We start from the raw sequence: 24,417 nt of genomic DNA, 5'->3' as shown, positions 1-24,417 counted from the left end.
GCCGTGCCGAACTCGTCTCTATGCTCGACGTTGGCGAAGACGCTCCCGCGTTCGAACTGTCCAATCAGTCCGGTGAGTCCGTCAAGCGGTCGGATTTCGATGGCCAGCGACTCGTCGTGTACTTCTATCCGCGCGCGAATACCGAGGGCTGTACCACCGAAGCCTGCGAGTTCAACGAGACGTTGTCGGCGTTCGACGACCACGACGTTGCGGTGGTCGGTATCAGCGACGACCCGGTTTCGGATCTGGCCGCCTTCGCGGACGAGTATGATCTTTCGTTCGATCTCCTCTCGGATGAGGACGGCGCGGTCGCGACGCAGTATGACTCCTACGGCGAGAAGCAAATGTTCGGCAACACGTTCGATGGCGTCTTTCGGAACACGTACGTCGTCGGGCCTGACGGGACTGTTGAGGCGGTCTACGAGAACGTGAGTCCGGACGGACACGCCGAGACGGTGCTCGAGGATATCGCTAGTACCAACTGAAACGGTTTCTAGGCTGATCGCCCAGCCGTCGATCGATCAGGTGTACACTGACTTTCAGTGGCTACTAGAGGCCGCGGTGTACGAGAGCGGGGCCCGTTGCATGCCCACCCACTATTGCTCACTCATTGTCACTTTCTCGCACGGAGCACTCACTCTCTGGCCGCACACTTATCCACCGCGGGACGAAGGTGCTCGTATGAGTGTGATGGGCGAGTTCACCGTCGATTCTACCGATTTTGCGCTTCATCACGCGCTGTCGTCTGCGCCGAGCATCGTCGTCGAAATCGAACGTCTCGTCGCCACGACGCAGCATCGGCTCATGCCCTACTTCTGGGTCACTGGCGAGGAGCAAGAGCGGTTCGAACGGACGTTCAGCGACGACCCGACCATCAGACACGCGATGAGGGTCGATCGCGTCGACGACGCCGTCCTCTACCGCGCAGAATGGACGGAAAACATCGAGACGATCATCTACGCGTACGTCGAGATCGGCGCGACGATCCTCGAAGCGACGGGGACGAACGAATCCTGGGATCTGACGATGCGCTTCGACGACGAAAAGACGGTCTCGGCGTTTCACGAGTTCTGCCGAGAGAACGATGTCGAGTTCGAACTCGACCGGCTCTACGAACAGAATCAGCCGATGGCGAGTTCACAGTACGGCTTAACGCCGATACAGCGGAAAACGCTCGTAACCGCCTACGAGGAGGGACTCTTCGACGTTCCACAGCGGACGACCATGACCGAACTGGCGGAGCAGTTAGGGATCACACAGCAGGCGCTGTCCAAGCGCCTCCATCACGCGGAGAAGAACCTTATCGGTAACGTCTTGACGGTCGGACAGGTCGGCGAGGGTGACGATGCCGATTCCGGGTAACTACACTTAAATGACGATATATACAACCCCGCCACTCTTTTCGCTAAGTCAAATATGAACACGTAGCATGAGCGAACTCCGATCCGATCACGGAGACGTTGAGACGGTGTTTACGATGCTCGCAGACGACCGGTGTTGGTACGTTCTCCGATGTCTCACCGAGCACGAGACGCCGATTTCGCTCGCTGACCTGGCTACCGAGGTAGCCATCCGAGAACACGGGACAAGACCGGCCGACATTCCGGCGGCCGACACGAAACAGATCCACGTCACGCTGTATCACAAGTACGTCCCGAAACTGGCAGCGGCCGGCTTCGTCACCTACGACTCGGATCGAAACCGCGTCGACACGGTCGAGTCGTTCGATGCGGATATTCCAGCCATACTCGAGGCGGTCTCGCGCGCGACCGACGCCCGATAACGCACCCGTTCGGAGACGATATCAACCGACACTCGACGGCAACCGTCCCACCTGCACCGGTCGTCGCAGTGAAAATCCGCGTCGGCGGTGGCGGTCGAGTTGCGTTACTGGAACGTCCGTCCCAGTTGCTCCTCTTCCTGACCCGGTTCCGCCTGCTGGAACTGCTGTTCGATATCCTCGTAGCGCTCGCGCGTCTCGGGCGTCACGCTCGGCTGGACTTCATCGAGCGCGTGCTCGAAGTGTTCCCTGCTGATACGAACGTTTCCAACCGAATCGTCGATATCCTCCGGCTCGACCGAGTTGATGAACTCGCGGCTGGCGGCCATCGAGGCCTCGCGGCAGACGGCTTCGATGTCGGCACCGACGTACCCCTCCGTCTCTTCGGCGAGCCAGTCGAGTTCAACGGCGTCGGCGAGCGGTTTGTCGCGCGTGTGGACCTCGAAGATACGCTCGCGGGCCGCTTCATCGGGAACGGGGACGTGGACGTGCCGGTCGAGACGTCCCGGCCGCAAGAGCGCCGAGTCGATGAGGTCCGGTCGGTTTGTCGTTGCGATGACGACGACGTCTTCGAGTTCTTCGAGGCCATCGAGTTCGGTCAGCAGTTGGGAGACGACGCGTTCGCCGACGCCGGAGTCACCCTGTCGCTGGCCGCGTTCGCCGGCGATAGAGTCGATTTCGTCGAAGAAGATCACGGTCGGAGCGTTCGACCGGGCCTTTTCGAAGATCTCGCGGACGCCCCGCTCGGATTCGCCGACGTACTTGTTCAGGAGTTCGGGGCCTTTGATCGAGATGAAGTTCGACTGGGCCTCGTTGGCGACGGCCTTTGCGAGCAGGGTTTTCCCGGTGCCGGGCGGGCCGTACATGAGGACGCCCTTCGCAGCCTGCATGTCCATCTGCTCGAAGACCTGCGGGTAGTCGAGGGGCCACTGGATCGTCTCGCGCAGGCGCTCTTTGGTGTTTTCGAGCCCGCCGACGTCGTTCCAGGTCACGTCGGGGACTTCGACGAAGACCTCGCGCATCGCCGAGGGCTGGATGCCCTTGAGCGCCTCCTTGAAGTCGCCTTCGGTGACCTGGAGCGTCTCGAGGACTTCGGCGTCGATCTCCTGTTCCTCGAGATCGAGGTCAGGCCGGATGCGCCGCAGCGCGTTCATCGCGCTCTCGCGGGTGAGCGACTCGATGTCGGCACCGACGAAGCCGTGGGTGTTCTCGGCGTAGCGGTCGAGGTCGATCTCGTCTTCTAAGGGCATCCCGCGGGTGTGGACCTGCAGGATCTCCTTGCGGCCGTCCTTGTCCGGGACGCCGATCTCGATCTCGCGGTCGAAACGTCCGCCGCGTCGAAGCGCGGGATCGATGTCGTCGAGCCGGTTGGTCGCCGCGATGACGGTGACCCGGCCGCGCTCTTCGAGGCCGTCCATGAGCGAGAGGAGCTGTGCGACCACGCGCCGCTCGACGTCGCCGCCGGCTTCCTCGCGTTTGGCGGCGATGGAGTCGAGTTCGTCGATGAAGATGATGGCGGGGGCGTTCTCCTCCGCGTCTTCGAAGACTTCGCGGAGTTGCTCCTCGGACTCACCGTAGTACTTCGACATGATCTCCGGGCCGGAGATGGTCTGGAAGTGGGCGTCGATTTCGTTGGCGACGGCTTTGGCCATGAGCGTCTTCCCGGTGCCCGGCGGGCCGTGGAGCAGGACGCCCTTCGGCGGTTCGATGCCGAGTTGCTGGAACAGCTCGGGGTGGCGCATCGGCAGTTCGATCATCTCTCGGACCTGGTCGAGTTCGTCGTCCAGGCCGCCGATGTCCTCGTAGGTGACGTTCGGGATGCCCTCGGCACCGGGCTCGCCGCCGGAGCTGACCTGTTCGGCCGGCGTCTCGGAGATGTCGATGGTCGTCGAGTCGGTGATGACGACGGTGCCCGAGGGCGAGGTGCTCGCGATCTTGAGCGGGACCGACTGGCCGGAGCTGGCCATCGGCCCGAACGAGAGCGAGAAGGGGACCGTCTGCCCCTCGGTGACGGCCTGGCCGCTCAGTTTATCGCGGACGAGTGGGCCGATGTCACCGCGGATGCGGAGGTTCTGCGGGAGTGCAACGGTGACAGAGGTTGCGGGATTGACGTCGGCGGGTTCGACCGAAACGCGGTCGTCGATACCGACATCGGCCTCCTGTCGAAGGCGGCCGTCGATTCGGACGATGCCCCGGCCCTCGTCTTCGGGATAGCCCGGCCAGACGCGGGCGACGGCCTGGCTATCGTCGCTTCCCTCGATGAGGATGTAATCCCCGTTCTCGAGGTCCAGTTCGCGCATCGAGACGCGGTCGATGGCGGCCAGTCCGCGCCCTGCATCCTTCTGCTTGAGTGGTTTGACAGTGAGTTTCATCGGTCGCCCTCCACTTCGATAGTGAGCACCCCGTTTTTGATAAACGTATGCGCGTCGTCTGCACCGTCGGGAAGGTCAATCTCGTACTGTTCGCCGTCGATGACGGCGAGGACCGTGCTATCGACGACATCGACCGAGGCGTCGGCCGACGCCGCTCCGAAGTCGACGGCAAAGACCACGGCGTCGTCGTACTCGTATCGACGGGCGACCTGCTGTTCGCTGTTGGTAAATTGGTCGAGGTTCATTCGTTGACTAACCCAACGTAACCGCTACACCTATATAAGCATTGTGCCAATAAACCCGGGTACGTGAGGGTGATCACGGAAAGACCGTTGTTCGTAGTTCACACCGTTTCGACCCGCGCGAGGAAGCCGGTGACTTTTCCCGGTTCGCGCTCTCAGATCCGCGCATGATCGACGACGAGAACGACGAGCGGCCGGTTCTCGACAACCACCTCCACCTCGATCCGGACGCCCACCGCGGCATCGACGCCGTCCGAGACTTCGCCCGACTCGGCGGCACGCACCTCCTCGTGGTGAACAAGCCCTCCTGGCACCTCGGCGTCGAGGCCGACACCGGCGAGGACTTCCGTCCCGTCTTCGAGCGCACCATCGACATCGTCTCGGACGCCTCGGCTGAACTCCCCGGTCGCGCCTGGCCCGTCCTCGGCGTTCACCCCGGTCTGATCTCGCGACTGGTCGACGACCGCGGCTACAGTCCGGACGAAGCCCGCGAAATCATGCAAGGCGGGCTCGACGTGGCCGCCGAGTTCGTCGCGCGCGGCGAGGCCCTCGCGCTGAAATCCGGACGGCCACACTACGACGTCTCCGAGGCCGTCTGGGACGCCTCGAACGCCGTCATGTGTCACGCCTTCGAGCACGGCAGTGAACTCGACTGCGCGGTCCAGCTCCACGCGGAGGCGACCGAGGACATGACCGCAGTCGCGGAATGGGCCGAAGACCGCGGGCTGCCCGCGCACAAGGTCGTCAAACACTACGCCGCCGGCCGGTTGGACGGGCCGACGCCGAGCGTCATGAGCGACAAGGACCGGCTCGAGCGCGCGGCCGAGCGCGCAGTCGAGCATGGTGCGCCGTTTCTGATGGAAACGGACTACGTCGACGACCCCGACCGTCCCGGAGCCGTCCTCGGACCGAAGACCGTCCCTCGCCGCGTCCGATGGCTACTCGAAGCGGGCCACGAGCAAGCGGTGCACACGGCACACGTCGACACACCTGCACTCGTTTACGGGATCGATACGGAAGGAACGCTCGAGCGGGCATAAACGGCGCTGCAGCGGTTCTGTCGCGACGACGTACAGGTAGAGAAAGGCATTTCAAGCGGCCGGTGTAGGTGTCTGTATGAGCAATCCCCCGACCGAGTACTACTCGGAGGAACGCTGGCAGAACTGGATCGATCGCATCAAAGACGAAGAGATCGATCCCGAGGACGAGTCGTCGGCGCGACTCCTGCTCAATCTGCAGGATGATACGGCAATCGCAGTCGCGAAGATCGTCGCCGCCTACGACGACGGGGACCTCGGAGAAGAGGAAGCGCTCGAAGAGATCAACGATGTCCGCGAAATCGTCCTGAGCGAAATCGACATCGAAGACGAGGAGAAATTAATCCTCGTCGACGGCGTTCAGACGAGCCTCGTCTGCGTCTTCTTCGCCGCCGAAGAGTACATCGCGAACGGTCCCGCCGAAGACGGTAGCGTCGGCGACTACCTCGGCGCTGCTGCCGACGCCGAAGCCGAAGAAGACTTAGACGCCGCGCTCGGCTACGCCGCCCAGGCCGGCACCCTCATCATCGACGACGCTGAACTCGATATGACCGTCGCGGAGGACCTCGAGTACGGCCTCGTCACGGAGTGGATCAACGGTCTCGACAGCCTCCAGAGTGCGATGAGCGATCCCGAAGTCGTCGAAGAAGACGAATAACGCCGCGCTCGAAGCGAGTTCTCTGTCTCCGACATTCGTGGTCCGCTGGCCGAGTTCAGTTCGGCGAGCGCACCGAGTCCGCCGGGAGGGAAGTGCGGGTGTCAACACTGGCCGCCAGTCCGTCAATCGTCGAATCTTCGAACGACAATACCATATAGCTCGCTGTATAGTGTGGGGGTATGACAGCAGTCGGTATCGACGCCATCGAGATCTGGACCGGGAATCTCAAACTCGACTTGCCCGGGACGTTCGCGCCGGAAAAGGGCGAAGACCCCGAGAAGTATACCAAGGGACTCGGTCTGAACGCGAGTTCGTTTCCCGACAGTTACGAGGACATCGTCACGATGGGCGCGAACGCGGCCCATCGTCTGATGGAACGCAAGGGTCTCGAACCCGACGATATCGGCCGAATCGACGTTGCAACCGAGAGTTCGTTCGACAACTCGAAGCCGGTTTCGACGTACGTCGCTGGCTGTCTCGAAGACGTCTACGACAGCGATTTCCACCACGCGAACAAGGGCGAGCGGAAATTTGCCTGTATCGCGGGAACCCAGAGTCTGGACGACGCGTACAACTGGATCCGCGCGGGCCGAAACCGCGGCCGCGGCGCGCTCGTCATCGCGACGGACACCGCGCTGTACGCCCGCGGCGACGCCGGGGAGGCGACCCAGGGTGCAGGTGCGATCGCGATGTACATCGACGAGGACCCGGATCTGATCGAACTCTCCGCAGAACAGGGCTACGGCTCGGCCGACGAGACGGACTTTCTCAAGCCGAACCAGCAGTTCCCCTCCGTCGACGGGAAGCGCTCGGTGCAGGTGTATCTCGCCCGGATGCGCGAAGCCCTGGAAGACTACGAGAGCGTCGCGGGCGACGTCCATCCCGAGGACATCACCTTTGCGCCGTTCCACACGCCGTTCCCCGGTATGGTCCGCAAGGCCGCCCTGCTCGCCTATCGCCACATCATCCGCGATACGAGCATCGAGGACGATCTGGCCGGCGAAATCGGTCGTCAGCCCCGTCCCGAGGCGTTCGACACCGACGATGACTATCGCGAGGCCCTGCGGGAGTACATGGACGAACTCAAGGAAACCGACCGCTACCAGGAGTGGTACGCGGAGATGATCGACCCGACGCTATCGATCTCCCGCGAGGTCGGCAACTGGTACACTGGTTCAGTTCACGTCGCCCGCGCGAGCGCGCTCAAGTCAGCACTCGAGGACGGCCGCGACCTAACCGGTGAGACGCTGCTCATCGGCTCGTATGGAAGCGGTGCGCAGGCCGAAATCCACACCGAAACCGTCCAGGACGGCTGGGAGGACGAGATCGAGGCGCTGAACGTGGACGAACAGCTTGCGGCCCGCTACGATCTGACCTGGGCGGATTACGAGGACGTTCACGACGCCCACAACCACGAGATGGACGTCGACGTCGAGGAGTTCACGACGCCCGACGAGGAGTTCGTCTTCGACGGCTGGGGTCGGATGGGCGAACGGCAGTATCGCTACGTCGAGTAACGAATTGATAGGCGAGCGACGACCGACGAGCGACGAACCGCAAGTGTTCGACAACTGCTTTTGGCGGCATATCCGAACTCGTTCGGGTGAGAGGCGGCGCGTACAGCCGTCTGCGGGGATCGAAGGCGAAACGCACTACCCGGTGGGGAGACTAGGTCGGCTAACGGCGAAAGCCCCGACCGATCATGGACCCACTCTCACTCCTCGGCGTCGACGTGGCCCTGTTGTTCGTTATCGGCCTGCTGGCCGGCGGGCACTGTATCGGGATGTGCGGCCCGCTCGTGACGATCTATGCCAGCCGGATGGACGGAAACGGGAGTGAGAGCGGACGGCAGTCGCAGGGGGCGACCAGTACGGACGGCGGACGCGCGTCCACTGCCGCCGGCAGCGCCCGCCCGAGCGGACACCTTACGATCTACGAAGTGCGCCAGCACGCGCTGTTCAATCTCGGACGAACGGCGAGTTACACGCTGCTCGGGGGACTCTTTGGCACGCTCGGCGGCATCCTGTTCGTGACGACGGCCCAACTCACGTCGCTCGTCGAGTTCGCCCGCGGCGGGGTCGGCCTGCTCGTTGGCGCGTTCGTCATGGTGACGGGACTCTACTACCTGCTCGGGCGGAGCACCGGCGGCGTCAGTCTGCCGGGCGGCGAGCGACTCGTCGGCTGGCTGACGGGGTACGTCGATCGCCTGGCGAACGGGCCGGGCATCGTCGGCCTCGGCGCGTTGCACGGCCTGCTGCCGTGTCCCATCCTCTACCCGGCGTTTCTGTACGCCTTCGCGACGGGATCGCCGACGCGGGGAGCGCTCGCCCTCGCCGCGCTGGGGCTGGGAACGGTCCCGGCCGTCTTCGCGTACGGGACCGTCATCGAGGCCGTCGACGTCGCCCACCGGCGGCGGGTCCACCGCCTCCTCGGCGCAGCTTTCCTCGTCCTCGGCTACGTCCTGCTCGCACACGGGTTGATGAGTCTGGGGATCCACGTTCCACACCCCGGATTGCCGTTCTACGACGGCTTCGACGTGGCGGGTATCGAGGCGGGCGGCCACGAGAACCACTGAGCGGACGATTCGATAGGTATGACGGAGACACCGAACTCTCGATCCGCAGTCGACGCCGCTGCCGACAGCGGCTGTACCCTCTGTGACCTGCCGGTCGACGGCAGCGGCGTCGTCGCCGACGGCAACGCGTTCTGTTGTGTCGGCTGTCGCAACGTCTACGACGCACTCGGCGATGTAGCGGACGTAGACGCAGCCGACGTTCGCAACGCGCGAGCGGCGGATGAGGCCCAAGACGGGACATCGCGAGACGTGCCGCCCGACCACGAAACCACGTTCCTCGAAGTCGACGGAATGTACTGTGCGACCTGCGAGGCGTTCATCGAGTCGGTCGCCGCGGAGACCGACGGCGTCAGCCACGCGAGTTCGAGTTACGTGACCGACACGGCGCGGATCGACCACGATCCGGACACCGTCTCGGTCGAGGACCTCAAAGCGGAGATCAGCAAACTCGGGTACAGCGCCTACGACCGCGCGGACGCGTTCAGCCGGCGGCGGGCCGACAACTGGCAGATGGCCCGCGTCGGCGTCGGCGTCCTCATGGGGATGATGGTGATGTTGCAGTACATCGTCATCATCTACCCGACCTACTTCGGCGGGCTGTTCTACGACGAGCGGACGACCGAGTTCTTCACGCAGACGCTCTCGAGCGAACTCGCGACGCCGTTTTACGTCGTCATCGCCGCCCTCACGACGATCGTCCTTGCCGTGACCGGCAAACCGATCCTGCAGGGGGCCTACGTCGCCGTCAAGACGCGGTCGCCGAACATGGACCTGCTCGTCGCGATCGCGGCCGTTAGCGCGTATCTCTACAGCACGCTCTCGATCGCGACCGGCGGCGCTCACATCTACTACGACGTGACCGTCGCCATCGTCGTCATCGTCACCGTCGGCGGCTACTACGAGTCGACGATCAAACGCCAGGCGACCGAGCGCCTCTCGGATCTGACCGCCGTGCAGGTCGAGGAGGCCCGCCGCGTCGGCGACCAGGGCGACACCGAACCGATTTCCGTCGACGAACTCGACCCCGGCGACCGCGTGCTGGTCCGCACCGGCGAGCGCGTGCCCATCGACGGCACCGTCGTCGACGGCCGCGCCGCGGTCGACGAGGCCGTCGTCACCGGCGAATCGCTGCCCGTGACGAAAGAATCCGGCGACGAGGTCGTCGGCGGTTCCGTCGTCTCCGAAGGCTCGTTGACCGTCCGCGTCGGCGAGGACGCCACAAGCACCCTCGACCGGATCAGCGAACTCGTCTGGGACCTCCAGAGCGGCACCCACGGCATCCAGAAACTCGCCGACAAACTGGCGACGATCTTCGTCCCGTTCGTGCTCGTCCTCGCCGCCGTCGCCGCGGCCGCCCACCTGGCGCTCGGTGCCGATGTCACCGAAGCCCTACTCACCGGGCTGACGGTCCTGATCGTCTCCTGTCCGTGCGCGCTCGGCCTCGCGACGCCACTCGCCGTCGCCGCCGGTATCCGGGACGCGCTCGAGCGTTCGATCGTCGTGTTCGACGACAGCGTCTTCGAACGCATCCGCAACGCGGACACCGTCGTCTTCGACAAGACCGGCACGCTCACGACCGGGGACATGACCGTCGTCGACACCGACCTTCCGGACGACCTGCTCGAACAGGCCGCCGCGCTCGAGGAGCGATCCGCCCACCCGGTCGGAAAAGCCATCGCCGCGGCGACACCGGTTGCAGACGGCGGTACGGTCGAGCCCGGGGCGTCGGCGGAAGGCAACGTGGCCGACACAGGTGACGCGACTGCTGGCGACCTGATCAGTGACGACGAAAACGCGCCCGACCGCGTCGACACGTTCGACTCCCACCGCAACGGCGTCTCCGGCACCGTCGACGGCGACGAGTTCATCGTCGGCCATCCCGACCTCTTCCGGGACCGCGGCTGGGACGTGCCGACCGAACTCGCCGACCAAATCGGGGCTGCGCGCGAAACCGGACGCGTCCCCGTCGCCGTCGGCCGCAACGGCACCGCCTCGGGCGTCATCGTCGTCGGCGACGAACTCCGGGAGAACTGGGACGAGACGCTGACGGCGATCTCGGAGAGCGGCTCCGACATCGTCGTGCTTACCGGCGACGACGCGCGGGCTGCGACGCAGTTCCGCGAGCACGACGCGGTCGGTCAGGTTTTTGCCGGCGTCCCGCCCGAAGGGAAGGCCGAAACCGTCGATCGGCTCAAGCGGACCGGCCGAACCGTCATGATCGGCGACGGAACCAACGACGCCCCCGCGCTCGCGAGTTCGGATCTCGGCATCGCGCTCGGCGGCGGCACGGCGATGGCGGCCGACGCGGCCGACGTGGCGCTCGTCGACGACGACCTCTCGTCGGTCGAGACGGTCTTCGAACTCGCGCGGGCGACAGACCGACGCGTGAAAGGAAACATCGGCTGGGCGTTCTGTTACAACGCGGTCGCGATTCCGCTCGCGGTGACGGGGCTTCTCAACCCGCTGTTCGCCGCGCTCGCGATGGGCGCGAGCAGTCTGCTCGTCGTCACGAACTCCTCGCGGTCGTTGCTTTCGGAGTGATCGCGCTGCCCGATTGCGGGCCGTTGTTTCATCAATATAATACGTTCGGAGTGCGTACCGGCCCGTATTCATGGCCGATCGTCCGCCGTCAGGGGAGTGGTTTGCCAGGCGACCGGGGCTAACCGTCCTCGCTATCGTCGCCGCCGTTCTCGGACTTCTCGTTATTCTGCCCTATCTCCAGTACGTCCTCCTGGGGGTCGTGCTTGCGTATATTCTCGTTCCGGCACAGCGCTGGCTCGAACAGTACGTGAGCTCGCTCATCGCGGCCCTCTCGCTCGTCGCGGTCACGATCCTCGCACTCTTGCTGCCGTTGGCGTACGTCCTCACCGTCGCGTTCCGCGAGGCGCTCAACCTCGTCGACGTGATCCAGGACGGAAACGGCAACCTCGATGTCACGATCATCGAATCGCAACTCGAAAACGTGGGCTACTCGGTCGATCTCGTCGAGTTCTACCAGACCTATCAGGACCCGATCGCGACGGGACTGCAGGGGCTGGCCATGAGCGCGGTCGAGATCGCCGGCGGCGCACCGGGACTCTTCATCGGCCTCACCGTGACCGTGTTCGTCCTCTTTGCCCTGCTGCGCGACGGCGGCGAGTTCGTCGTCTGGATGCAACGCGTGGTCCCCATCGAGGACGACCTGCTCGCGGAACTGCTCGCTGAACTCGACCAGCTCATGTGGGCCTCGGTCGTCGGGAACGTCGCCGTCGCGATTATTCAGGCGGTCCTGCTCGGGATTGGTCTCGCCGTCCTCGGCGTTCCGGCGGTCGTCCTCCTCTCGGTCGTCACGTTCATCTTCGCGTTGCTCCCGCTCATCGGAGCCTTCGGCGTTTGGGTCCCGGTTTCGATCGGACTACTTGCGACCGGCCAACTCGTTTCGGCCGCGATCCTCATCGTCTACGGCTCGATCGTCAGCGCCTCGGACACCTACATCCGTCCCGCACTCATCGGCCGCACGAGCGCGTTCAACTCGGCGATTATCGTCGTCGGCATCTTCGGCGGCCTCGTCGTCTTCGGGGCCGTCGGCCTCTTTATCGGTCCCGTCGTCCTCGGCGGGGCGAAGATCACCCTCGATCTCTTCGCCCGCGAACGCGCCGACGCCCCGCAACCGGTTACCGGCACCGCTACCCCCGGTGCCGACAGTGCGGTTCAGACCGAACCCGAAACCGGACTCGCCGGCGAGCAACCCCCCGAGAGTGAACTCGACGTGGACGAAGGTGGTGATACCGAGACGAACGCGGATGAGGCCACGGCCGGCGTCGACGGCGACGAAGCGACGGAATGTGAGTACGACGGCTCTCCCGACGAGAGCGACGAGAGCGACGAGACCGATGGGGCCGATGAGACTGGCGAGACCGGCGAGACCAACGAGACCGACGGAACTGACGGAAATCGCGATACCAGCGACGAGACTGCAACCGATACCGACTCCGAACTCGACCGGTAGCCAGTCGTGGCCGACTGTCTCGCACCGAAACACACTGCCCGCCCACACGGAACGGGTGCGTTAATTAGCCCTTGGCCGCAACGAACTGCTATCGTGTCCCGAATGCCATCCTGTAATCGAGAGGGGGATCGAGAGAAATCGCGACAGCGACAGGACACCCATCACACCACAGCCAGCACCCGAATCCGAAACCAAATCACCGGGAGGAGGGTATGAACGGGGCAGAAACGCGCGCCTCCGGGAGTCCGTACGCCCCCCACACGGCCGACGAGCGCGATGCGATGCTCGAGGCGGTCGATGCCGACTCTATCGCGGACCTGTTCGACATTCCCGATACCGTCCGATTTGCGGACGAGTTCGGTATCGATGCCCGGACCGAGCGCGAGACGAGACGACTCGTGCGCTCGATTCTCGGACGCAACGAGAATCTAACGGAACTGCTCGGGCGTGGCCACTACGGCTACTACGTGCCCTCGCTGGTCGATCACCTCGCGGACCGCTCCGAATTTCTCACCTCTTACACGCAGTACCAGCCCGAAATCTCGCAGGGCTTTCTGCAGGCGCTGTTCGAGTACCAGTCGCTGCTGGTCGAACTGACGGGACTCGAAATCGCCAACTGCTCGATGTACGACGCGGCGACCGCCCTCGGCGAGGCCGCGACGCTGGCGGACCGCGTCCGCGAGACGAGCGGCCACCGCGTCCTCGTGCCGGATCTCCTGCGCGAGGAGCGCCGGAGCACCCTCGAGAACTACGTCGCCGGCACCGATCTGGTCGTGGAGGCGTACCCGACCGCGGACGGCGCTATCGACGCCGACGAACTCGCCGACGCGGTCGACGAAGATGTCGTCATGCTCTACGCCGAAAACCCGACTGTCCGCGGGACAATCGAGGAACGCCTCGACGCCGCGAGCGAACTCGCGACCGACGCTGACGCGCTGTTCGTCCTCGGTTCCGACCCGGTCGCGCTCTCCCTGCTCCAACGACCCGCCGACGTGGGAGCCGACGTAGTCATCGGCGACGCGAGCGTCCTCGGTCTGCCGACGAGTTACGGCATGGGCCTCGGGCTGTTCGCCTGTCGCGAGGACTACCTGCGGCAGGTCCCCGGCCGCCTGGTCGGCGTCAGCGAGGATGCAACCGATCGGCGGGCGTTCACGCTCACCCTGCAGACCCGCGAACAGCACATCCGCCGCGAACGCGCGACGAGCAACATCTGTACGAACCAGGCCTGGGTCGCCCTTCGAACCGCGATGCACGCCGCCGCACTCGGCCCCGACGGACTGGTCGACCTCGCGAAACGCGGCGTCACCCGCGCCGAAACTCTCGCCGAGCGACTCGACGAACTCGTCGGTGTGTCGGCTCCGGTCCACGATCGCCACCACATCCGCGAGTTCGTCGCGCACGTCGATCAGCCCGCGCCGGCGATCGCCGAGGACCTCGAAACGCGTGGCTTCGCGGTCCACGTCGTCGGCGAGCACGAACTCCAGTGTTGTGTCGCCGGCGTTCCGGACGCCGAACTCGACGCGTTCGTCGCGGCGTTTTCGGAGGTGGTTCGATGAGCGACGGAGACGAGTTGGCGTCCGACGCCGAACAGGTCCGCTACGACCAGGCCCGCTACGTCAACGACGGCCAGTACGAACCCCTGCTCTCGGAGAAAGACCGGACGCGCGTCGAGATCGGCGACGACTCGCCGCTTCCCGACGACCTCACGCGAGACGAACTCGAACTGCCCGCCCTCTCCGAACCTGAACTCGCCCGCCACTACACGCGCCTTTCGCAGATGATCTACGGGATCGACAGCGGTCCCTACCCGCTCGGCTCGTGTACGATGAAGTACAACCCGAAATTCACCGAAGACGTGGCGGCGCTGCCGGGCGCGAGCGTCCACCCCGATCGCTCGGCGGCGTCGGTGCAGGGCACGCTCGAACTCCTCTCTCGCCTGCAGGACTACCTCGGCCGAATCGGCGGCATGGACGCTGTTACGCTCCAACCGCCAGCCGGCGCAGCAGGCGAGTTCGTCGGCATCCGCGTCGCCGCGGCCTACCACGAACACAACGGCGAGGGTCACCGCAACGAGGTCATCGTTCCCGAGAGCGCCCACGGGACGAACTTCGCCAGCGCCGCCCTCGGCGGCTACGACGTGGTGTCGCTGCCCAGCGACGACGAGGGACGGGTCGATCTCGACGCGCTCGACGCCGCCCTCTCGGAGCACACGGCGGCACTGATGCTCACCAACCCGAACACGCTCGGCCTGTTCGAGCGCGACATCGAGGAGATCGCCGACATGGTCCACGACGTGGGCGGCCTGCTCTACTACGACGGTGCGAACCTGAACGCCCTGCTCGGGCGCGCCCGCCCCGGAGACATGGGCTTCGACGTCATGCACTACAACGTCCACAAGACGTTCGCGACGCCCCACGGCGGCGGCGGTCCCGGCGCGGGCCCCGTCGGCGTCGTGGACGAACTCGCGCCGTTCCTGCCCGCACCGCGGGTGCGAGCGGCCGACGACGCACGTACAGGAGACAGAGACGGTGGCAGTGCCGGTACTGGTGCCAGTACCAGTGAGCAGCGCTATGAACTATTCGATCCCGAACACACCATCGGCAAGGTCCACGGGTTTCAGGGCAACTGGCTCGTCCTCGTAAAGGCCTTCGCCTACATCGCCAGACTCGGCGACGAGGGGCTCGCAGATGCAAGCGCGAAGGCAGTGCTCAACGCGAACTACCTCGCGAGCCGGATCGAGTTCAGCGTTCCGTACGGCCCGTTCCACCACGAGTTCGTCGCGAGCGCGGGCGAGCAGGACGCGGCCGACGTGGCAAAGCGGATGCTCGACTACGGGGTGCATCCGCCGACGACGAAGTGGCCCGAAATCGTCCCCGAGGCGCTGATGACCGAACCGACGGAGGTCGAGAGCAAGGACACGCTCGATCGGTTGGCGGCGGCGTTCAACGCTGTCGCGCGGGAGGACGAGGAGACGCTCGCCGACGCACCGGAGCGGACGACCGCGCGGCGGATCGACCAGACCAGCGCGGCGCGAAGCCCGCGCCTATCCTGGCACGAACTCGCTGGCGACGACTGAGAGCCACGAACGGACGCGATCGCGTCCCGCTGTCAGTCGCGGTTTCGCTCCCACTCCGAACGGGAGATGCTGTACCGGATGCTGTCTCGCGGCTCGTCGTCGATGATGATATCGTTGCGGATCCGGCCCTCTTTTCGGCCGCCAAATCGCTCGACGTACTTCTCGATGGCGCGGCGGGACTTCTCGTTCGCGGGATCGTGTGCGACCGTGACCACTTCGAGGTCGAGGCGGTCGAAGGCGAGTTCGAGCATCCGGGCGGCGCGCTCGCCGGAGTAGCCCCGGCCCCAGAACGGTTTCCGGAGCCACGCGCCGAAGACCGCGAGCCGCCGGTCCCAGTCGGGGTGGATACCGGCGAAGCCGGCGAGTTCGTCGGCGCGGTCGCCTTCCGTCGGTCGGAGGGCGTAGGTGGCCGCCGCGCCGTCTTCGAACTGCTCGCCGCAGTGCTCGACCCAGTCGGACGCCTCCTTGGGGTGCTGGTGAGGATCCCAGGTGACGTACTTCGTGATCTCGTCGATGCCGGGTGCGCCGGCGTGAACGTATTCGTACAGTTCGTAGGCGTCGAACTCGTCCGGGTGGAGCCGCTCGTACCGGAGCCGCTCGCTCTCCATCTCGGTCGGGAAGAGTGACATGTTCCTACACCCACAGTGTGTAGCGGGGACGATAAACGTGTTCGAGGCGTGGAACCGACGCTCACACCACCGAAACAGACTTCAACGGGATCGGGTACGCGACAAGGCGAGTGTCGAACGGCGACCGACTCAGCGATCCGCTCTGCGGTCCGACAGCCCCGTCTTGAGATGCTCCACCAGCGCCGGGTGCAACGGGCCGTTCGAGCCGAGCAGCGCCGTGCGGTCGTCGGCCTCGAGTTCAAAGACGAACGGGTCGCCGCGTTCGTCGGTGATCGTCGCGCCGGCAGCTCGTGCGATGACGAGGCCGGCGGCGATGTCCCAGGGATGGGTGTCGTGTTCCCAGGTCGCGTCGGCGCTGCCGCTCGCCAGGTAGCAGAGATTGAGCGCGGCCGACCCGAGACGGCGGACGCCGCGAGATTCCTGGTAGAAGTGCGAGAGGAAGGTGCCGTCGGGGTCGTACCCCGAGATGAGCATGCTCTCGTCGAGGCGGTCGCGGTCCGTCGTCTCGATCGGATCGCCGTCTCGTCGGGCACCGACCTCGGCGATTGCGCTAAACAGTTCGTCCGTTTCGGGGACGTAGACGACGCCCATCACCGGCGTTCCGCAATCGAGAAGCGCGATCGAAACCGAATAGTTCGGGTTGCCGTGTGCGAAGTTCCCGGTTCCGTCGAGCGGATCGATAACCCAGGTGTAGCCGTCGGCACGATTTCGCCGCGGTTGCTCTTCGGAGACGATTCCGTGCTCGGGGAACTCGTTGTCGATAACGGTCGTGATGATCCGATTCGCCTGGTGGTCGGCCTCGGTGACGATATCCGATTTGTTGCTTTTGACAGTGATGGAATCGACCTGGCCGTGGAGTTCGCGCAGCGGCTCGCCGGCGGCCTCGGCAGCCTCTGTTGCAACCGTGCGGGCGTATTCGAGGGTCGTCCGGTCGTCACGTCCCGTCGACGGAACAGCGGGCGAATCGGAACGGCTTCCCGTCTCACCGGCATCCGCCGCTGAACTCGACTTCGCTGGGTCCGCTTTTGCTTCCGATGCCGTTTCCAGTTCCATCGGTGTCGCCGACGAAATCGCTCCAGCGTGCAATCCCGATCCGAGAGCGCGGTCCGTCTCCGAACGCGGTGTCGACGGCTGATCGTCGACGGCGCGGATTCCCCAGCCGAGTTTCTTCGCGATTGCGGTGAAGAAGTGGTCGTCGTAACTCGTTCGGACGACGTGTGCGAGCCTGTCGGCACCCGTCAACAGGACGCTCTCGCCCGTTTCGAGGCGGGTATGCGTCCGTCCGCCGTCGACCAGCAACGTTGCGGGGCCGCGGGTGACGATTCGAAGTTCGGTCGAGGGCGAGACGACGATCGGCCGGACGCCCAGCTGGTGGGTGTGCAACGGAACGAGCTGCAGCGTGTGGTTGTCGACCGGGTAGTGGATCGGGCCGTTCGCGGACAGCGAAATCCCGGTCGACCCGGTCGGCGTCGAGACCGCAAGTCCCGTTCCCTCGAACTCGCCGATATACTCGTCATCGGCGTAGACATCGAGTTGCGTCACCTTGCTGTCGACGGGGTTTTCCGGCGGAACGTGCTCGATAGTCACGTCGTTGATTCCCGTCGCATCGACGCTCGAGCCGGTGACGGCGACCTGTTGGCGGCTGTCGACCTTTGCACGTCCCTGAACGACTTCATCGAGGGCGGCGTTGAGATCTTCGGGTTCGACGCGGGCCAGAAAGGAGAGGGTCCCCGTATTGACTCCGAGTTGGGGCACGTTCCGCGGTGCAAAGGTCTTGATCCCCTCCAGAAAGGTGCCATCACCGCCGATCGTTATCCCGAGTGTCGCCCGGTTCGGATCGTATCGCTCACCGATCTCGTCGCCGACGTCGACCGTCGACAGCGTGATGTCACGCGCTGTGGTCCACGACTCGAGTCCGGCGACGACATCGTCACTGTCAGGACTGACGATCGCAATAATCTCGTCCGTCGTCGCGAGCCTGCGTCCTTGCATGGGGAGGTCCAGCGGAAACTGGTAGTGTTCGGTTCGTGCTGCCAGCTGGTGATTTCCGGTACCGGTACTGGTACCAGTACTGGTGACTAGACGTCCACGCTCGAGTCGACAGCAGTTCCGTTGTCGCCAATCTGGACAAAGCCGTAGTCACAGTCCGGACAGTGCCACTTGACCTTCTCACCGAGATGCATTGTCGTACTCGCCGCGCGGTAGAACGTCCGTTCGTCGCCACAGTTTGGGCACTCGTGGTCGAGTTCCATCGTCATACGCGGCGATTGCACACGGACCAAATTGAACGTACTGGTTCCTGATCGTGCCACCGGATCACCGCTCGGCCAGCAATTAAGTACTCTCCCTTCATCGGTTCGGCCATGTCGATCTACACCGGCCGTGGCGACGACGGCAAAACCGATCTCCGGGATATGACCCGCGTCTCGAAGACCAGCCCCCGAATCGAGGCCTACGGTACCGTCGACGAACTCAACGCCCTGCTCGGCACGATTCGACCCACCGGACACGCGGATGTCGACGATCGACTCCGCACCGTGCAGAACCACCTCCACATCGTCCAGGCCGACTTTGCGAATCCCGACCCCGATGAAGACGACCCGGCGATCACCGCCGCCCACGTCGACACCGTCGAAGACTGGATCGACTCGTTCGACGCTGAACTCGAGCCGTTGACTGCCTTTATCCTCCCCTCCGGGAGCAACCCCGGCGCGCAGTTACACCACGCTCGAACCGTCTGTCGCCGAGCCGAGCGACGAGCAGTTGCACTGGCCAGCGAAGCGGAGATCAACGAGCAAGCGGTGCAGTACCTCAACCGACTCTCCGACGGCCTGTTCACGTTCGCCCGCGTCGTCAACGCTCGGGAGGGTGAACCGGAGGAAACGCCGGAATACTAATCGTCTGGAGCAGCGAGAGAACGCTCCATGCATGTCGGTGTCGGTATCGGTTGCACGACAAAGCGGTTTGTAGCGTCGTCGACCGGACGGCTGGGAATCGCCAGAACGACAGCGGATACAGGGTATCGGCCTCGAACGTGAAAGGAAGTCTTAAGTCGAACGCACGGATACGACCGTATGCGGGTTGGTGATCTAGTCCGGTTATGATACCTCCTTCACACGGAGGAAGTCGGCAGTTCAAATCTGCCCCAACCCACTACTTCTGTCGCGAACAAAACCGTGAGCGACAGAATCGTCACGTTGGCCAGATTTGAATCAGGGAGTGCAGCGAAGCGGAACGACCGTGGTTCAAATCCGCCCCAACCCACTGATTTTGCGCCGAACAATTCCGTGAGGCACAAACCAATTACGTTGGGCAGCTTGAACCGGACGAGACGCACAGCCATACGAGCACATCTCGCCGTGGTTCAAATCTACCCGACCCACTCGCTTCCGGAGTGATATCGTCATCTCTGGCACTACGCAATTAACTGTCCCGCTGAATCTTTGATTGCTGGGTGCTGTCCCGGCCCGTTCCTAACGCCGCCAGACGACACATAGTGCCGTCCGATCTCTCCTGGGCCTCGCACCAGTATTCAGTTAAACGCCTAAACGAGCCGTTCCAGACAGTTTCGCTGATGGTCTCGATAGTACACTAAATGGTTAAATATCTGTGCAGCTAGTATTCAACCAGATGGTTGACCGACGTGTAGCGATAGACCTCGATACAATCTGCCAGCCATTGTCCCGCCCGACTCGGCGAGTTCAGATCGAGGACCTTGCCACCGGACCAGCGAGTGTCACTGAACTCGCAGAGTCCCGCGACATCTGCCTGGCCGCCGTTTCGAAGCACCTGCAGGTACTCGAAAACGCGGGATTGATCGAGGTCGAACAGGACGGACGCGTCCGGCAGTGCCAGTTGGAGGCGACTCCACTGAGCGTCGCGTTCGGCTGGCTGACGCAGTACCGCGTCTTCTGGGACGACCGGCTGGACGCGTTGGCTGACCATCTGGAGAACGAGGGCCAATGACAGACGAGAAGACGACAGCAACCGAGTTCGAACCGAGCGAGTACGACATGACGATCCGGCGGACGTTCGACGCCCCGCGCGAGCGCGTGTTCGAAGCGTGGACCGACCCCGAACGGGTCGAACAGTGGTGGGGGCCGGCCGAGTTCACCGTTCCCTACTGCGAACTGGATGTCAGACCGGATGGGGAATTCAGAATCGACATGCAGGGCCCTGATGGCACTATCTATCCCGGTACGGGGGTGTATCACGTCGTCGATGAGCCAGCGCGAATCGAAGCCACCAGTCGGGCGCTCAAGGACGAAGACGGCACCCCGCAACTTGAAGTGTATCAAACGGTCACGTTCGCCGAGCGCGGTGAGCAGACCGAACTGACGATCCGGGCGGAAGTGATCCGGGCGAGCGAAGCGGTGGCTGACTCGCTCGAGGGAATGGAACTGGGGTGGAGCCAGAGCCTCGACAAACTCGAGGGGTTCATCGCCGACGAGTCGGCCGTTCCGTCGACAGGCGACTAACCGCTTCCAATCGCGTCACCGCTGTGCGAGATCCGATCACGGTCTACGCAGCAGCAAAGGCGTGGCACGCGATCAGCAGGCACGACTGTCTGACACCGCCACCGGGTCTCGAGTCGACTCCGGACGACACTCTCAAGAGCGTCGTTCTTTTGCAACCCCCTGCGAAGCAGCCCTGTCCGTGACAGCGGACCACCGTTCCAAAACTGCAACCCAGCGGAACCACGACGAATGCTTAAGGCCGCCTATGTTCTTGGTATCATATGGCATACCAACTTCGCTGCGACAGTTGCGAACTCGATCGGGAATGTCGCGACTGGATCGAAGCCAGCGAGGTCGCCAGCGAACACGAAGCGGAATACGGTGACCACTGGGTGAGTATCTACGACGTTCCAGCGGCCTGAGACGAAATGCGTCGATAGCAGTCGCAGTTGTCGGTGTCGGCAGAGTGCTACGGCCGTCAATTCCGAATGTCACTCGAGCGGTTCGGCCGCTTCGCGTTCGAGCAGTGGCGTCGCGTTCGCTTCGGGGAGCGTCACAATGTCATCGCTGACAAGCGTATATTCCCGGTCGTCGACACCGAGGATAGAGCCGATGTCCTGCGTGATTTTGACCGTCATGCGGTCGACTTGCGATTCGGCGGTCGCCTCGTCCCCGTCCGCTTTCGCTTCGGAGGGCGAACGGGATCGTGCCCCGTCGTAGTCGTTGTTCGTCCCACCCTCAGTACCACCACCAGTACGGTGTTGCTCGGGTGTCCCGGTATCGGTTCCGTCTCCTTCCCCTGGATCTATGGCTGTCTCCGTCGCTGCACTCGAGTTCACCTGCGGGGCGGACTCGGCGTGAGCCGTGTTGGCGGTGTCGGCTGTCTCGGTCGTGTCAGCCGTCTCGGCCGTGTCGGCCCCGGCACTCGAGGTAGCACTAGCAGCGTCACCGCCCATCACGTCCGCAGGGGAGACGCCCGCGGCGTCGGCGGGTTCCGAGTCGGGAGTGGCTGGCGTGGACTGCGAAGTCGGCGGCTGCTGCGTGTGGGGTGCGTTTTGTGAGTGCTGCTCGGACTGAGACTCGGGGACTTGGTCGTCTCCCCGGTTCGCTTCGCGGCGTTGCACGGGGTCTTCCGATGCGGGTTCTTGCGGTGGTGTCGGTGGGGCGGGCGAATTGGAGTGCTGGCGCTGGCCCTGGTCCTGACCCTGATCTTGACCGGCTTCTCTCGAGGTAGCGCTATCGGTGGCCGCATCCTGGTCCTGGGCCTGGGTACTGCCCTCAAGCACGTCGAGCACGCGTGCTTTGTTCCCCTTGATGCGGTCGACGAGATCGTCGAAGAGGGCAGCCTCTTCGGCGGTGAGCCCCTCGTCGTCCGCCGCCATGCCGGCCGCGGCGAGACTCGCTTGCTTGACGAGTTTGCCCATCCGGCGCTCGTAGATCGCTTCGACCACGTCGTTTGCGGTCTCGATTTCGTCCGTGAGCCGGCCCACTTCGGGCGACGAAAAGGGGTCATCGGCGCGCTCGGCCGCGCGCTCGCGTTCGGCCTCGAGTTCGGCGATGTACTCGCCGACCTCCTGGTAGAACGAGGGGCGAAGGTTCTGGAGGCTGTCTTTCTTTCGCTCCTTGCTCTGGACCGAGCGTAGTTCGTTCAAATTCATTCTTTCTCCTTTTCAGCCCGACCGCGTGCCATCAGGAAGACGGCAACGTACTCTGGGAGTGACTGGTCACCCTCGGAGACCGTAAAGCTATCTCCTCCGAGTTCGACCGTCCCGCCGTCGGTGACGTCGACGGCAATCTCCTGGCCCACGAACGTCTCGGGGACGGCGTCGACCAGCGGGTCGAACGCGTCGAGTTCATCGCGCTGGAGGCGAACCGTTTGCAGTCCGCTGCCGCCGTGGAGCGTGCCGGGCAGTCGGATGAGGCGGTTCGTGTCGGTCGTCACCGGTTCGTCGATCGGGGCGTTGTCCCGTTCGACGGCTTTCGAGGCGAATCGCTCTGCCAACTGCGCGACGGCGGTGTGGACGGTGACGTTGCCCGATTCGAGTTGCTCGCGGTTGTTCCGGGCGGCGTGTATCGTCGCCTGTGCCTTCCCCTCGCCGATACCGTCGAACTCCTGGAGGCGCTCGAGTGCGGCGTCTGCTTCGAGTTCGAGGAGATCGTCGACGAAGGCCATGAAGTGATCGTGGGTTCGCTTTCCCCAGCCGCCCTCGACGCGGAGCGTTCGTCGCTCCGTCGGCGTCTTTCGACCGAGTCCGGCGACGGTCTCGGTTTCGATCAGTTCGTCGAAGTCGAGGCCGATCCCGCGGACGTAGTCGACGATTTCGCGGCGGTGCTCCCGGTCGAGGTGGCGGACGTTGTCGTCGCGGACGTGGACGTGGTAGCCGCGGCCGCCCGAAAAGACGAGCTCCAGTTCTTCGAATCCGAAGTCGTTTTCGAGAAAATCGAGGAGTCGAAACAGGGCGTCCTTACACGTCGCGAGCATCTCGGCGTAGGTGTCCTCTCCGAGGGTGACGTTCGGCAGGTGGTCCGCGTCGAGGTCGAAGACGAGATCGGCGGACTGCCAGTCTTTCTCGCTCATCGAACTCGCGCTCGGATCGCGAAAGCGGCCCGCGGAGAAGTAGACGTGTCGCGGGCGCTTGCGGACGAGGAACTCGGAGAGGTCGCCGAGTTCGAGCAGTGATCGGTGGCGGACCATCGTCGTGCCGGGGCTTTCGGTCCAGGGGATAAAGCCCCACTCGCGTTCGTTCGCGGCGGGCGGTGGCGTTAGCTCCGTCCGTCGATAGTAGTCTCGAAATCGCCCCCGAAGATAGGCCCTCGTTCGCTCCTCCATACGCTTGCGCTACTCGTCGTGGCGCGGGTATAATTGTATTGGACTGTCCGTGTGGGTGACCGTCGGTCCCAGACCACACTACCGGCGCATCAGGTCGGAGATTCGGTCCGCGATCCCGTCGCCGGAGCCGAGTTTCAGGTAGTAGGCGTCGCCGCTGTCCTCGTAGTAGTTGTCGATCCGACGTTTGATCTCGAAGCCGAGATGCTCGTAGAACTGCAGGGCGTTCTCGTTGCTCGTCCGGGCGTGACAGGTGATCGTCTCGTGGTCGTCGGCAACCCGGGCAACGAGGCGTTTTCCAAGGCCCTCTCCGCGGTGGGCCGGCGAAACTGCGAGAAAGAGAATGTAGCCGTCGCGCCGAACGGCGGCAAAACCGACGAGTTCGTCGTCGAGGACGTAGCAGTGAACGGTCGATCGTCGGTAGGCGTCAGTAAAGAAATCCCGCCGCTGCTTGAGGACATCCTCCTGCTGGTTGATCTGCTCTTTGAGCTGCCAGGCCTGCTCGACGAACTCGTCGTTCCCTGGCGTAACGACGCGCCTGTCGATGTTGACGCTCACTACCACTGCCTTACATCGTCGCCAATATAATTCCACCGGCAACGAGGTCCCCGACCGAGATACTGTCGACCGGGTGACTATCAATCGCAGTACTGCGGGCTACTGCAGGACCCGCCGCGGACAACGGGGGTTCGAGGCCGACCGCTCGCTGACTCTCGTCCGAAAGTACCGGTGCTACGTCGGCGGAAGCGACGGACATACGACGGTGGTACGCAAAC

The 24,417-nt window shown here is 64.1% G+C and carries 23 protein-coding genes and 1 tRNA gene; 16 read left to right on the top strand and 8 right to left on the bottom strand.

Going from position 1 to position 24,417, the window contains the following annotated elements; genetic code table 11:
- Positions 1–20: 20 nt before the first annotated feature.
- From bcp to SM755_RS09545, 3 genes are all read left to right on the top strand, one after another.
- A complete protein-coding gene (bcp, locus tag SM755_RS09555; protein ID WP_049903706.1) occupies positions 21–485 on the top strand; it encodes a thioredoxin-dependent thiol peroxidase in 465 nt (154 codons plus the stop codon).
- A gap of 196 nt (positions 486–681) precedes the next feature.
- The gene (locus SM755_RS09550; protein ID WP_323172436.1) at positions 682–1,362 is read left to right on the top strand and encodes a bacterio-opsin activator domain-containing protein; all 681 of its coding nucleotides are present in this window, start codon (positions 682–684) and stop codon (positions 1,360–1,362) included.
- A 67-nt stretch (positions 1,363–1,429) separates the two neighbouring features.
- Positions 1,430–1,783 carry a hypothetical protein gene (locus SM755_RS09545; RefSeq protein ID WP_323172435.1) on the top strand — a complete coding sequence of 118 codons (354 nt, stop codon included), beginning with the start codon at positions 1,430–1,432 and terminating at the stop codon, positions 1,781–1,783.
- A 104-nt stretch (positions 1,784–1,887) separates the two neighbouring features.
- Here SM755_RS09545 and SM755_RS09540 read toward each other — a convergent pair whose 3' ends face one another.
- Complete coding sequence (locus SM755_RS09540; RefSeq protein ID WP_323172434.1) at positions 1,888–4,152, bottom strand: CDC48 family AAA ATPase; 2,265 nt, start codon at positions 4,150–4,152, stop codon at positions 1,888–1,890.
- On the bottom strand, positions 4,149–4,397 hold the full coding sequence (locus tag SM755_RS09535; protein WP_323172433.1) for an Hsp20/alpha crystallin family protein: 249 nt from the start codon (positions 4,395–4,397) through the stop codon (positions 4,149–4,151). Before SM755_RS09535 ends, SM755_RS09540 begins: the two co-directional genes overlap by 4 nt.
- Before the next feature lie 164 nt (positions 4,398–4,561).
- Between SM755_RS09535 and SM755_RS09530 the strand changes: the two genes are divergently transcribed.
- From SM755_RS09530 to gcvPB, 8 genes are all read left to right on the top strand, one after another.
- Entirely contained in the window at positions 4,562–5,434 is an 873-nt protein-coding gene (locus tag SM755_RS09530) for a TatD family hydrolase (protein ID WP_323172432.1), read from the top strand.
- A 76-nt stretch (positions 5,435–5,510) separates the two neighbouring features.
- Complete coding sequence (locus SM755_RS09525; RefSeq protein ID WP_323172431.1) at positions 5,511–6,089, top strand: DUF2150 family protein; 579 nt, start codon at positions 5,511–5,513, stop codon at positions 6,087–6,089.
- 179 nt (positions 6,090–6,268) lie between these two features.
- The gene (hmgB, locus tag SM755_RS09520; RefSeq protein WP_323172430.1) at positions 6,269–7,606 is read left to right on the top strand and encodes a hydroxymethylglutaryl-CoA synthase; all 1,338 of its coding nucleotides are present in this window, start codon (positions 6,269–6,271) and stop codon (positions 7,604–7,606) included.
- A gap of 185 nt (positions 7,607–7,791) precedes the next feature.
- Positions 7,792–8,664: a sulfite exporter TauE/SafE family protein gene (locus tag SM755_RS09515; RefSeq protein WP_323172429.1), complete on the top strand. Its 873-nt coding sequence runs from the start codon at positions 7,792–7,794 to the stop codon at positions 8,662–8,664.
- Between the two features lie 18 nt (positions 8,665–8,682).
- Positions 8,683–11,205 (top strand): cation-translocating P-type ATPase, encoded by a 2,523-nt coding sequence (locus SM755_RS09510; protein WP_323172428.1) that lies wholly within the window; start codon positions 8,683–8,685, stop codon positions 11,203–11,205.
- A 70-nt stretch (positions 11,206–11,275) separates the two neighbouring features.
- Positions 11,276–12,652, top strand: coding sequence for an AI-2E family transporter (locus SM755_RS09505; protein WP_323172427.1), 1,377 nt, complete (start codon positions 11,276–11,278; stop codon positions 12,650–12,652).
- Between the two features lie 212 nt (positions 12,653–12,864).
- Positions 12,865–14,208, top strand: coding sequence for an aminomethyl-transferring glycine dehydrogenase subunit GcvPA (gcvPA, locus tag SM755_RS09500; protein ID WP_323172426.1), 1,344 nt, complete (start codon positions 12,865–12,867; stop codon positions 14,206–14,208).
- Positions 14,205–15,728 carry an aminomethyl-transferring glycine dehydrogenase subunit GcvPB gene (gene gcvPB / locus SM755_RS09495; protein ID WP_323172425.1) on the top strand — a complete coding sequence of 508 codons (1,524 nt, stop codon included), beginning with the start codon at positions 14,205–14,207 and terminating at the stop codon, positions 15,726–15,728. Before gcvPA ends, gcvPB begins: the two co-directional genes overlap by 4 nt.
- Before the next feature lie 32 nt (positions 15,729–15,760).
- Here the strand turns inward: gcvPB and SM755_RS09490 are convergent, their stop codons facing one another.
- The 3 genes from SM755_RS09490 to SM755_RS09480 form a co-directional block, all read right to left on the bottom strand.
- The gene (locus SM755_RS09490; protein ID WP_323172424.1) at positions 15,761–16,357 is read right to left on the bottom strand and encodes a GNAT family protein; all 597 of its coding nucleotides are present in this window, start codon (positions 16,355–16,357) and stop codon (positions 15,761–15,763) included.
- A gap of 129 nt (positions 16,358–16,486) precedes the next feature.
- A complete protein-coding gene (locus SM755_RS09485; RefSeq protein WP_323172423.1) occupies positions 16,487–18,349 on the bottom strand; it encodes an inositol monophosphatase family protein in 1,863 nt (620 codons plus the stop codon).
- An 86-nt stretch (positions 18,350–18,435) separates the two neighbouring features.
- Positions 18,436–18,615: a hypothetical protein gene (locus SM755_RS09480; RefSeq protein ID WP_006666012.1), complete on the bottom strand. Its 180-nt coding sequence runs from the start codon at positions 18,613–18,615 to the stop codon at positions 18,436–18,438.
- Positions 18,616–18,720: 105 nt separating this feature from the next.
- On the opposite strand from SM755_RS09480, the gene SM755_RS09475 reads away from it, so the two are divergent.
- From SM755_RS09475 to SM755_RS09455, 5 genes are all read left to right on the top strand, one after another.
- Positions 18,721–19,254 (top strand): cob(I)yrinic acid a,c-diamide adenosyltransferase, encoded by a 534-nt coding sequence (locus SM755_RS09475; protein WP_323172422.1) that lies wholly within the window; start codon positions 18,721–18,723, stop codon positions 19,252–19,254.
- A gap of 181 nt (positions 19,255–19,435) precedes the next feature.
- Positions 19,436–19,510 (top strand) — tRNA-Val (locus SM755_RS09470).
- A 477-nt stretch (positions 19,511–19,987) separates the two neighbouring features.
- Positions 19,988–20,323 carry a metalloregulator ArsR/SmtB family transcription factor gene (locus tag SM755_RS09465; protein ID WP_323172421.1) on the top strand — a complete coding sequence of 112 codons (336 nt, stop codon included), beginning with the start codon at positions 19,988–19,990 and terminating at the stop codon, positions 20,321–20,323.
- A complete protein-coding gene (locus SM755_RS09460; RefSeq protein WP_323172420.1) occupies positions 20,320–20,835 on the top strand; it encodes an SRPBCC domain-containing protein in 516 nt (171 codons plus the stop codon). The genes SM755_RS09465 and SM755_RS09460 overlap by 4 nt, the downstream gene beginning before the upstream one ends.
- A gap of 260 nt (positions 20,836–21,095) precedes the next feature.
- Entirely contained in the window at positions 21,096–21,236 is a 141-nt protein-coding gene (locus tag SM755_RS09455; protein WP_006666021.1) for a hypothetical protein, read from the top strand.
- 69 nt (positions 21,237–21,305) lie between these two features.
- On the opposite strand, the gene SM755_RS09450 is transcribed toward SM755_RS09455, so the two are convergent.
- The 3 genes from SM755_RS09450 to SM755_RS09440 form a co-directional block, all read right to left on the bottom strand.
- Positions 21,306–22,472: a hypothetical protein gene (locus tag SM755_RS09450; RefSeq protein ID WP_323172419.1), complete on the bottom strand. Its 1,167-nt coding sequence runs from the start codon at positions 22,470–22,472 to the stop codon at positions 21,306–21,308.
- Complete coding sequence (priS, locus tag SM755_RS09445) at positions 22,469–23,644, bottom strand: DNA primase small subunit PriS (protein ID WP_323172418.1); 1,176 nt, start codon at positions 23,642–23,644, stop codon at positions 22,469–22,471. Before priS ends, SM755_RS09450 begins: the two co-directional genes overlap by 4 nt.
- A 78-nt stretch (positions 23,645–23,722) precedes the next feature.
- Positions 23,723–24,199 (bottom strand): N-acetyltransferase, encoded by a 477-nt coding sequence (locus SM755_RS09440; RefSeq protein ID WP_323172417.1) that lies wholly within the window; start codon positions 24,197–24,199, stop codon positions 23,723–23,725.
- Positions 24,200–24,417: the final 218 nt, after the last annotated feature.

It is taken from the genome of Natrialba sp. PRR66, assembly GCF_034808065.1.
Taxonomy (GTDB): Archaea; Halobacteriota; Halobacteria; order Halobacteriales; family Natrialbaceae; genus Natrialba; species Natrialba aegyptia.
Note: the sequence above shows the minus strand (reverse complement) of the source record. Positions and strands in the feature narration are given on the sequence as shown.